This window comes from Caballeronia sp. ATUFL_F2_KS9A (assembly GCF_023630765.1).
In the GTDB taxonomy this organism is placed as follows: Bacteria; Pseudomonadota; Gammaproteobacteria; order Burkholderiales; family Burkholderiaceae; genus Caballeronia; species Caballeronia zhejiangensis.
In genome coordinates, this window is record NZ_JALQEK010000007.1 from 56420 (window position 1) to 67955 (window position 11536).

The window sequence follows — 11536 nt, forward strand, 5'->3', positions numbered from 1 at the left end:
GTGGATGAGCCGCATAACAACGTCACAAAAAAAATGGATTCTGGCCGCAACCACGCTGATCGCCGCGTTGGGATCAAGCGCCGCGCTTCATCGGGCCGATGCCGCGCGCATCACGAGCGTGTCGCCGCAAGGCAAGGTCGCGCAAGTGCGGCAGGTCGTCGCCAAGTTCGACGAACCGATGACCGCCTTCGGCAATGCGGCCGCCGCCGCGCCCGGCAAGATCGCCTGTAGCGGCGCGGGCGCATCGGCTACCGCGGGCTCGGGCCGCTGGATCGACGCCCAGACCTGGGCCTTCGACTTCGAGCACGATCTGCCGCCCGGCGTGCGCTGCGCGCTCGATCTCTCGGACACCCTCAAATCCACGGCCGGCAACGCGCTTTCCGGCCCGCGCCACTTCGCGTTCCAGACGGGCGGACCGTTCGTCACACGCATCATGCCGGGCTACGGCGACATCGAAGAAAATCAGGCCTTCGTGCTGCGTCTGAACGGCCCGGCGACGCAGGCGTCCGTGCTGCAGCATGTCTGGTGCGAATCGAGCGCGCTCGGCAATCGCATTCCGGTCCGCGCCGTCGACGACGCCACGCGCGCCGCGCTGCTCAAACACTTCCGCCTGGAGAAAGAGAGCGATCGCGTACTGACGCTCGCGTGCCAGCAAACGTTGCCGTCCGCGACGAAAATGCAGCTCGTGTACGGCACGGGCGTGACGGGACCGAGCGGCATCGCCAATGACGTCGAGAAGCGCTTCAACTTCGACGTGCGCAAGCCCTTCACCGCCGGTTTCTCCTGCGAGCGCGAAAACGCCAACGCACCGTGCACGCCGCTGCGGCCGATGCGCCTCACGTTCTCCGCGCCGATCAGCCGCGCCGATGCGCAGAAGTTCGCACTGCGCGGTCCGAAAGGAAGCGCCGCGCCTCACTTCGATCCTAGCGATAAAGATGCGGAAGTCAGCGGCATCGAGTTCGCCGCGCCGCTGCCCGAGCGCGCCAGTCTCACCATCGAGGCGCCCGCGAATCTGAAAGACGTGAGCGGCCGCACGCTCGCCAACGCCGACCTTTTCCCGCTCAAGACCGCGACCGCCGCGATGCCGCCGCTCGCGAAATTCTCGTCGGGCACGTTCGGCATCATCGAGCGATTCGCGGAACCCGGCATGCCGGCGATGCTGCCGGTCACGCTGCGTCATGTCGAAGCGGACCTGCATGTGCAAGGGCTCCATTCGGGCACGTCGCAGATCACGAAGCTCAAGCTCGACGCCGACACGGACATCCGCGAGTGGATGCGCGCCGTCGACATGTTCGACGGCGTCTCGATGTCGCGCTCGTCCATCGAAAAGCTCATGCCCGCGATGCTGAACAACGGTATCGAGCCGGTCATCATCCCGAACAGCGACGGCTCGGTGTCGAACGATCCGCAAATCGACATTCGTTCGCTGTCGATGCTCGCGAAACAGCGCGGCGTCGAAACCCTCGCCTTGCCCGCCGCCGATCCGAAAGCGCTGCGTCCGTTCGAAGTCGTCGGCATTCCGCTGACAAAGCCGGGCTTCTATGTCGTCGAACTGAGTTCGCCGGCGCTCGGCGCATCGCTGCTCGACAAGAATCAGGCGATGTACGTGCGAACGTCGGTGCTCGTCACCAATCTCGGCGTGCATTTCAAAGAGGGACGCGAGAACAGCGTCGTCTGGGTCACGACGCTCGACAAGGGCAAGCCCGTCGCGAACGCCGACGTGCGCGTCACCGACTGCAACGGCGATGAAATCGCCACCGCGAAAACCGATGCGCAAGGCATCGCGAAAATCGGCAAGCCGCTCGCGTCCGTGCGCCGATGCAACGAGCGCAGTCTCGCGTGGGGCGGCTTTTTCGTGTCCGCGCGCGTGAACGATCCCGTGAGCGGTCCGGACATGGCGTTCGTGACATCGGACTGGGATCGCGGCATCGAATCGTGGCGCTTCAACGTGCCGACCGACATGAGCGCGGCGCGCACGACGCGCGCGCATACGGTGTTCGACCGCACGCTGCTGCGCGCGGGCGAAACCGTATCCATGAAGCACCTGCTGCGCGTGCAAACGCTCGGCGGCTTCGCGTTTCCGAAGAGCTATCCAACGCGCGTGACGATCCGGCACGTCGGCAGCGGACAGACGTGGCATTTGCCGCTCAAATGGGCCGCCGATCACAGCGCCGATTCGACCTTCGCCGTGCCCGCCGCCGCGAAGCTCGGCGAATACAGCGTGTCGCTCGACAACGGCACGGCTTCATCCGACGACGATAGCGGCAACGCCAACGACAACGACAACCCGGTGACGCAGTCGTACGAATCCGGCAGCTTCCGCGTGGAGGAATTCCGCCTGCCGGTGTTCAAAGGCTCGATCACGGCCGGCGAGGCCAAAGCGTCCGGTCTCGTCGCGGCGCAGGAAGCGCCGGTCGCGGTGCGGCTCGAATACGTGCAGGGCGGACCGGCATCGAATCTGCCGGTGCAGGTTTCCGCGCTCGTGCGCGATGCCGCGCCGCCCTTCGCTTCGCAATACGAAGCGTTCACTTTCGCGCCTTACCGCAAGCCGACGGACGACGGCGCGAGCGCGCCGGCCGAAGACGAAGACGAAGACAGCGAGCAGGAAGACCACGCGACGACGAAGCTCGTCGCCGACAAGCTGCGCGTCACGCTCGATCGCGAAGGCGCCGGCAAGGTCACGATCAAGCCGCTGCCGGCGCTCGAATCGCCGAAGCGTCTCACGCTCGAAGCGAGCTTCGCCGATCCGAACGGCGAGATTCAGACGATCAGCGGCGGCACGACGCTGTGGCCCGCCGACGTCGCGGTCGGCGTGAAAGCGGGACATTGGGTATCGGTCGGCGGCGCGCTGCCGGTGCAGGCGATCGCGCTAGATCTGCAGGGCAAGCCGCGCGCGGGCGTGTCGGTGGAGATCAAGGCCGTCGCTCGCGTGATGTCGAGCTCGAGAAAGCGCATGGTCGGCGGCTTCTACGCTTACGACAACCACACGGAAATCAAGGATCTCGGCACGCTGTGCAGCGGCAAGAGCGACGATCACGGCATCGTCTCGTGCGATGCGAAGCTGAAGGATGCCGGCAACGTCGATGTCATCGCGATCGCGAAAGACGGCGACGGCCGCGCGGCCAACGCGAGTACGTCCGTGTGGGTCACGCGCGCGGACGAGCTGTGGTTCGGCGGCGAGAACACTGACCGCATCGACGTGCTGCCGGAAAAGACGAGTTACGAGCCCGGCGAAACCGCGCGCTTCCAGGTCCGCATGCCGTTCCGCTCCGCGACGGCGCTCGTCGCCGTCGAGCGCGAGGGCATCGTCGAGACGCGCGTCGTCGAACTGAACGGCACCGATCCGAGCGTCGAGCTCAAAATCGAAGCGTCGTGGGCGCCGAACGTGTACATATCGGTGCTCGCGTTGCGCGGACGCATCCGCGAAGTGCCGTGGTATTCCTTCTTCACTTGGGGATGGAAGGCGCCGGTCGAATGGGCGCGCGCGTTCTGGTACGAAGGCCGTCAGTATCAGGCGCCGACGCCGCTCGTCGATTTGAGCAAGCCCGCGTTCCGCTACGGGCTGGCGTCGATCAAGGTCGGCACGGCGGCGCACAGGCTCGCGGTCAGCGTGAGCCCGGATGCGAAGTCGTACACCGTGCGAGGCAAGGCGCACGTCAAGGTGAAAGTCGCGCTGCCCGATGGCAAGCCCGCGCCCGCGGGCACGCAGATCGCCGTCGCGGCCGTCGATGAAGCCTTGCTCGAACTGATGCCGAATCGAAGCTGGGACGTGCTCGACGCGATGCTCGAACGGCGCGCGTACGGCGTCCAGACGGCGACCGCGCAGATGGAGATCGTCGGGCGGCGGCACTTCGGGCGCAAGGCGGTGCCTGCGGGCGGCGGCGGCGGACACAGCGCGACGCGCGAACTGTTCGACACGCTGCTGCTGTGGAATCCGCGCGTCACGCTCGATGCCAAAGGCGAAGCGACCATCGACGTTCCGCTGAACGACGCGCTCACGCGCTTTCGCATCGTCGCGGTGGCGGCGGTCGGGGCGGGACAGTTCGGCACCGGCAGCGCATCGATTCAGAGCACGCAGGACTTGCAACTGATATCGGGATTGCCGCCGCTCGTGCGTGTCGGCGATTCGTTCCGCGCGCAGTTCACGCTGCGCAACACGACCGCGCGGACGATGCGCGTCGTCATCACGCCGCATGCCGGCGCGCTGGCGCTCGATGCGCGCACGGTCGAGCTTGCGCCGGAATCGTCGCAGGAAGTCGCGTGGGAGGTCACGACGCCCGATGTGCTCGGCGCGAATTCATCCGCAGCGTTGGAATGGAACGTGACCGCGTCCGAACAGGCCGGACCCAGGGCGAGCGATGCCGTCAAACTGACGCAGAAAGTCGTCGCGGCGATTCCCGTCAATGTCCAGCAGGCGACCCTCGCGCAAGTCGACGGCACGCTCACGCTGCCCGTCGCGCCGCCCGCCGATGCAATCAAGTCGAGCGACGGCGCCGTGCGCGGCGGCATCGCGGTGTCGTTGCAATCGAAGCTCGCCGAAGGACTGCCCGGCGTGCGTCGCTGGTTCGAGCGCTATCCGTACAGTTGCCTCGAACAGCAGACTTCGCGCGCGCTCGGCCTGATGGACGCAGCGCTTTGGCAAGGCGTGCTCGCGCGGATGCCGTCGTATCTCGATCGCGACGGCCTCGCGAACTACTTCCCGCCCGCCGACGACGAGCGCCCGACCGGCAGCCCCGCCCTCACGGCCTATCTGCTCGCCGTCACCGATGAAGCCGCGAAACAGGATCGCCGTTTCGCGTTGCCCGACGATCTGCGCAATCAGATGGCGGCGGGCCTCGCGAATTTCGTCGACGGCAAGCTCGAGCGCAAGTTCTGGGCGCCGCGCAACGATCTCGACGATAGGAAGCTCGCCGCGATCGAAGCGCTCTCGCGCTATGGCCTTGCACAGCCGCGCATGCTCGGCTCGATCACGGTCGCGCCGGATCAGTGGCCGACATCGGCGGTGCTGGACTACTACGCAATCCTGTCGCGCGTCGACGGCATTCCTAATCGCGACGAGAAGCGTGCGCAGGCGGAGCAGATCATTCGCGCGCGTCTGACGTATCAGGGCACGCGACTCACGTTCTCGACCGAGCGCGACGACGATCTCTGGTGGCTCATGACCGGCACGGAAACCAACGCCGCGCGCACCGCGCTCATCTTCGCGGATGCGCCCGGCTGGAAGGACGAAATGCCGCGCGTCGTCGCGGGCCTGCTCGCGTTGCAGAAGCACGGCGCGTGGCAAACGACGACCGCCAATCTGTGGGGCGCGCTCGCCGTCGGCCGATTCTCGCAACTCTTCGAGAGCACGCCGGTGACGGGTCACACGTCGATCCAGCTGGGCGCATCGGCGCAAAGCGTGAATTGGAGCGCCGCTGTCATGTCCACGCCCGCGCCCGCCTCGGCCACGCCCGCGACGAAGAACGCGAACGCGCGCAGCGTGATGCTGCCGTGGAGCAGCGGTTCGCTCACGCTCTCGCAGGACGGCACGGGCAAGCCGTGGGCGACGATCGAAAGTCTCGCGGCTGTCGCGTTGAAGGCGCCGTTCGCGGCGGGCTATCGCATCGCGAAAACCGTCACGCCGATCGATCCCGCCGTGAAAGGCGTGATGTCGCGCGGCGATATCGTCCGCGTGCATCTCGACATCGACGCGCAAAGCGACATGACGTGGGTCGTCGTCAACGATCCGATTCCCGCGGGCGCGACGATCCTCGGCTCCGGTCTCGGACGCGATTCCGCTGCGGCGACCGAAGGCGAGAAGCGGGATGACGGCGCGTGGCCCGCGTTCGTCGAGCGTGGCTTCGATGGTTATCGCGCGTATTACGACTATCTGCCGAAGGGCAAGCTGAGCGTCGAATACACGATGCGCCTGAACAATCCGGGCACGTTCGGCCTGCCGCCGACGCGCGTCGAAGCGCTCTACGCGCCGTCGGCGTTCGGCGCGCTGCCGAATGCGCCGGTGGTCGTCAAGCCGCTCGCCGCGAAGTGATCCGATGAAACGCGCCGCCTGCCTTCTGATCGCATGCGCGCTATCGATGCCGGCGCAGGCGCAGCCGGGCTTCGACGAAGTGCGCGCGAACTGGCGCAGCTCCGACTGGGTGCTGCTCTCGCGCGACGGCGAGCCGCTCGCGCGCACGCGCGTCGACAAGAGCGCACGGCGCGGCGACTGGATCGCGTTGTCCGACGTGTCGCCCGCCTTGCGCGAAGCGATCGTCGTATCGGAGGACAGGCGTTTCTACGAGCACGCGGGCGTCGACTGGCGCGGCGCCGCGGCAGCCGCGTGGGGCAATTTGTGGAACACGCGTACGCGCGGTGCATCGACGGTGACGATGCAGCTCACCGGTCTCATCGACGATGACGGCAAGCGCGCCGGCCGCCGTTCGATCGGCGAAAAGGCCGGGCAGACAATCGGCGCGCTGTGGCTCGAACGCACCTGGCGCAAGGATCAGATTCTCGAGGCGTATCTGAATCTCGTGCCGTTTCGCGGCGAGATCGTCGGGTTGTCGGCGCTATCGCAGACGCTGTTCGGCAAGGCCCCTTCCGGTCTCGACGAACGCGAGTCGGCGCTCGCCGCCGCGCTGGTGCGCGCGCCGAACGCGCCCTTTGCGAAGGTCGCCGCGCGCGCGTGCGTGATTCTGCGCGACATGCAGACGCTGCACGGCGTCGCGCAGAGCGTCGATCCGTGCATCAATCTCGACAGCTACGTGCAGCTCACGTTGACCCGCACCGCGTCCGCGCCCGCCTTCGCTCAGGGCGACGACGCACTCGCGCCGCATCTCGCGCGACGCATCGCGGGCGAAGTGCATCCGAAGGCCGGCGCGCGCGTGCGCTCCACGCTCGACGCGCGCCTGCAACGCTTCGCCCGCGATACGCTCGCCCGCACGCTCGCCGAACTGAACGCGCGCGCGCATCCGCGCAATGTGCACGACGCGGCGGCCATCGTGATCGACAATCGTTCGGGCGACGTGCTCGCGTGGGTCGGCTCGGCGGGCGGCCTGTCGAACGCGCCGGAAGTCGACGCCGTGCTCTCGGCACGTCAGGCCGGCTCGACGCTCAAGCCCTTTCTGTATGCGCAGGCGATCGACGAAAAGCGCGTCACCGCCGCCACGCTGCTCGACGACGCGCCGCTCGATCTCGCGACCGGCGGCGGCCTCTACATTCCGCAAAACTACGATCACGACTTCAAGGGCTGGGTAAGCGTGCGAACCGCGCTCGGCTCGTCGCTCAACGTGCCGGCGGTGCGTACGCTCGTGATGGTCACGCCGCATCGCTTCGCGAAGACGCTCGTCGCGCTCGGGCTGCCTTTGTCGCAAGCTGGCGATTACTATGGCTTTTCCCTCGCGCTCGGCAGCGCGGACGTGACGCTGGCGACGCTCGCCAACGCGTATCGCACGCTCGCGAACGGCGGCGTCGCACAGCCCTTCTTCGATCTCGCGGACCATCGGCCGGCGCAGGCGGGCACGCGCGTCTTCAGCCCGGAAGCGAGCTTCATCGTCACCGACATCCTCGCGGACAACAACGCACGCACGCGCACGTTCGGCTTCGACAGCGTGCTCGCCACGCGCACCTTCAGCGCCGTGAAAACCGGCACCAGCAAGGACATGCGCGACAACTGGGCGATCGGTTTCACATCGCGCTACACCGTGGGCGTCTGGGTCGGCAATGCCGACGGCGCGCCGATGTGGGACGTTTCGGGCGTGACGGGCGCGGCGCCGGCGTGGAACGCGATCGTCAACTATCTGAACCGGCGATCGGATAGCCGCGCGCCGCAAGCGCCATCGGGCGTCGTGACGACGCGCGTCACGTATCAGAACGACATCGAACCGGCGCGCAGCGAGTGGTTCGTGCGCGGCACGCAGATGAGCGCCATCGGTCTCACGGCGAACGCGGCGCAGGCGGCGCGCGGCGCGAACGCCGACGCGCGGGCCGCACGCATCGGCGCACCGACGGACGGCACGATCTTCGCGCTCGACCCTGACATTCCGCCGGCGCGTCAGCGCGTGTGGTTCACCCGCGTGGACGGCAGCGCGCGCCTCGCGTGGCGGCTCGACGGCAAACCCTACGGTCACGACGCCCGAGCGGCATGGCTGCCGTGGCCGGGCCGACATGTGCTCGAACTGGTCGATGCAAAAGGCGAAGTCGTCGATAAAGTCGGCTTCGAGGTCCGCGGCGCTTTCGCGAAGACGTCCGCGCGCACATCGAAGTGATGCGCGCACGCCCGCTAAAACAGCGACGTCATCCGTGCAGCGTTTTGCAACGTTAAAGATTGTGCGCGGGCGCGGTGCGCGCGGCGGGGTCGTGCACAATGCGGGCGCCATCGTTCGGGACGGTTTTTTGCCCTATCCTTAACGGCATCTTCCCGATTGGCCCGAACTTATCGATTCATCCTTTCTCTCAAGCCTGGAGTGCCGTCATGCTGAAAAAGCTGCTGATGCTGTGCTTTGCGTTCGTGCTGTCGATGGGAGCGGCGTTCGCCGCGGTCGATGTCAATACCGCCGATCAAGCCGCGCTGGAATCGGTGAAGGGTCTGGGGCCGGTGAAGTCGAAGGCGATCATCGACGAGCGCACGAAGAACGGCCCCTTCAAGGACGCCGACGATCTCGCGACTCGCGTCAAGGGTCTCGGCGCCAAATCCGTGACGAATCTGGAACAGAACGGGCTGACGATCGGCGGCTCGTCGCTGCCGCCGACAGGCAAACCGTCGAAGCCCGCGACGCCGTCGACGCAAGGCGGCAGCGCCGCGCCGAACTCGACGGTCAAATCGTCGACCGCAGCCACCGGCGCGACCTCGCCCGCGGCCACGACGGCGCAGACGCCGGCCACGACGCCTGCCGCGCCCGCATCGGGAACGAAGGCGTCGAAAAAATCGAAAAAGGACAGCGCAGCGTCGGCAGCAGCGAGTGCGTCGAGCCCTTCCGCCGCGAGCGAAGCGAAGCCCGCAAAATCGAAACGCAGCAAGAAAGATAAGGCCGCCAGCGCCGCGGCTGCCAGTCAGTGATTCTTCGGGGAACCTTGTCGAAGGAAACTTGCCTTCGTATGACCATCGTCGAACGGCCGCTCGCGGCCGATGCCCGCGCCGCCGCGACCGGTTCCGAGCCGAATGCGGCGGCACAGGCGAATCCACCCCGCAACCTCTCGTAGTGAGACCGTCATGAGCCTACTCGATATCCTCGCCTCCACCCTCGGCAATTCGTCGCAACAACCGGGCGGCCAACCGGCTCAGTCCGGCCAGGCCGCGCTGATCGCAGCGGCGCTCGCTTTCGTCAACAGCCAGCCCGGCGGCCTCATGGGCCTGATCCAGCGCTTCCAGCAACACGGCGCGGGCGACGTGGTCCAGTCGTGGATCGGCACGGGCGAGAACAAGCCCATCAGCCCGGACACGCTCACGAACGTGCTCGGGCAGGACAACGTCGGCGCGCTCGCGCAGAAAGCAGGCGTCTCGGGCGACCAACTGTCCGGCATGCTCGCGGCGGTGCTGCCGCATATCGTCGATCGCGCAACGCCGAACGGTGAGGTGCCGCCCGAAGGCCAGCTCGATCTGACCGGCGTTCTGGGCTCGCTTGGCGGCCTCGCAGGTCTTTTTGGCAAGAGCGAAGAGCCCAAGCAAGGCTGAACGCGCTTTCACGCATTGAATCGAAAGCCCCGCCGGCGTTGAACCGAGCGGGGCTTTTGCGTTTCAGGCGGCTGCAAGCTTGCGTGTCATGTCCTCGATGATCGTGTAGCGGATCACACGCAGACACATCAGCTCGCCGCCGAGCGTCGCAGCGAGTCCCGGCCGCTCGGCGAGCAACGCCGCGTTTTTCTCTTCGACGCGCGCGTACAGATCGGCGGCCGCGCGCACGATCGAACCTGCGAGCGCATCCAGCAGCCGTTCGGCCGTCGTCCTGGCGATACCGAGCACTTCGCCCGCCCGCAGCATCAACGCGCGATCGAAGTCGTCGTAGTAGCGCGCGCCGAGGATGTCCCACGCGAACGATGCCCGCTTCGGCCATGCGTCCTTTTGATACGACGGCGTCGCGTATGCGGCTACGCTCAGCAGGTCGTAGAACGGCGCAAGCTGAATACCTTGGCGCGAGACGAGGAAACTCAGGTTTTTCAGATGCGCGTCCGAATTGCCCACCAGCACATTGAACACGAGCCACGAAAAGAGCCGCGTGCGTGCGGACGCCTGATTCCGGCAACGCGCGGCCAGTGTCGCGAGTTGCTCGACGCTGCCCTGCTCGTACTTGAACGTACGCGCGAGGTCGAGCAACTGGCAAGCGTCGATGCTATGCAGCCGGCGCCATTGTCCCGCCCGCGACTCGCGGTCGAAGCGATCCACGAGATACACGGGAGAAGGCACGTAGCGCCGATGCACGCCCGGAACGCCGAGGCGCAGCTTGTCGGCGAGCTTCATCACGAACCATTCGTTGATGACCGAGTGCGGATAGTCATCGGTGTCCTGATGATTCGGCTTGAGGATATGCGTCGACGGTGTGCGGCCTGCCGGCTCGAACAACGCGTCGTCGCGCAACACCACCGCCAGCTTGTGCTGCGCGCCGGCGAGCGACATGCGTTTGAGTGCGTCGTGCGTGAGCGGCAGGCGGGGCAACGCGTCGATCCGCGCCTGCAACGCTTCGTCGGGCAGCAAGCGCTCGGCGGGCGGTTGCTCGTCGCTTGCACCGGGTGGACGCAGCGTCACCGAACCCGCCGATTCGGCACCGTAGTGCGCGAGCAGCGCGAAGGCATCGGCTTCGTTGCGAATGGCCGCGTCGCGCGCGAGCAGCGTGCGTTGGCCTTCTTCCGGAAGGAGGTTGTCGAAGTACCACTGCACCGAGCGGCGCGTGCTGCCGTCGCGCAACGCGTTCGGTTGCAGCGGCAGCGCCGGACTCAGCGGATAACCGTCCACGCTGTCGCGCCACGCCGGCAGATAGGAGAAAGACCAGATGTCGTCGTCGGCGTTGAGCACGCCCACTTCGACGTCGTTGATGCTCGCGATCAGATTGCGGCGGCCTTCGAGCGTCGCGATGGTCTCAGGACTCATCCGCGTCCTCTCGTGCGCGACGACGTTTCTCGGCGCGCTCGACGCGGACGTAACGCTTGACCGCCTCTCCCGCGAAAAGCTCACCCGCTTCGTCCGGGATATCGACCGTCACGCGCACGCCCAAGCCTTCGAGCACTTGGAACAGCTTGCCCCAATGCACGCTCTCAGCGCCCTTCTCGACCTTGCCGAGAAAGCTCTCGCTGACGCCGATGCTGCCGGCCGCATCGTCCTGGCGAAGCCGTTGCGCTTTGCGCGCCGCACGCACTGCGACGCCGATTTCGCTCGCCGTTCGAATATCGATTTCCATAATTTGAATCCGTGCGATCGCAGGGATAAAACCGAGTCATTGTATGAGATCACGATAATCCATGCAAACGAATGGATTTTCATTCATCGCACGTGCTCCGCGCGGAAATCCGTGCGATCGCACGGATTATAGAAACAAAAAAGGCAACGAATCGCTCCGTTGCCTTT

Annotated in this window: 6 protein-coding genes; 4 read left to right on the forward strand and 2 right to left on the reverse strand. The window is 66.5% G+C overall.

What is annotated here, in order from left to right; all coding sequences use genetic code 11:
- Positions 1 to 4: 4 nt before the first annotated feature.
- The 4 genes from NCS67_RS07255 (at position 5) to NCS67_RS07270 (ending at position 9652) form a co-directional block, all read left to right on the forward strand.
- Positions 5 to 6028, forward strand: a complete 6024-nt coding sequence (locus tag NCS67_RS07255) for an alpha-2-macroglobulin family protein (RefSeq protein WP_250434836.1) — start codon at positions 5 to 7, stop codon at positions 6026 to 6028.
- A 4-nt stretch (positions 6029 to 6032) separates the two neighbouring features.
- Positions 6033 to 8246, forward strand: coding sequence for a penicillin-binding protein 1C (pbpC, locus tag NCS67_RS07260; RefSeq protein ID WP_250434837.1), 2214 nt, complete (start codon positions 6033 to 6035; stop codon positions 8244 to 8246).
- 206 nt (positions 8247 to 8452) lie between these two features.
- On the forward strand, positions 8453 to 9037 hold the full coding sequence (locus tag NCS67_RS07265) for a ComEA family DNA-binding protein (RefSeq protein ID WP_175982271.1): 585 nt from the start codon (positions 8453 to 8455) through the stop codon (positions 9035 to 9037).
- A gap of 153 nt (positions 9038 to 9190) precedes the next feature.
- Positions 9191 to 9652: a YidB family protein gene (locus NCS67_RS07270; RefSeq protein ID WP_008349311.1), complete on the forward strand. Its 462-nt coding sequence runs from the start codon at positions 9191 to 9193 to the stop codon at positions 9650 to 9652.
- Positions 9653 to 9715: 63 nt separating this feature from the next.
- On the opposite strand, the gene NCS67_RS07275 is transcribed toward NCS67_RS07270, so the two are convergent.
- Positions 9716 to 11062, reverse strand: a complete 1347-nt coding sequence (locus NCS67_RS07275; RefSeq protein ID WP_008349309.1) for a HipA domain-containing protein — start codon at positions 11060 to 11062, stop codon at positions 9716 to 9718.
- Entirely contained in the window at positions 11052 to 11369 is a 318-nt protein-coding gene (locus NCS67_RS07280) for a helix-turn-helix domain-containing protein (protein ID WP_008349308.1), read from the reverse strand. Before NCS67_RS07280 ends, NCS67_RS07275 begins: the two co-directional genes overlap by 11 nt.
- Positions 11370 to 11536 lie beyond the last annotated feature (167 nt).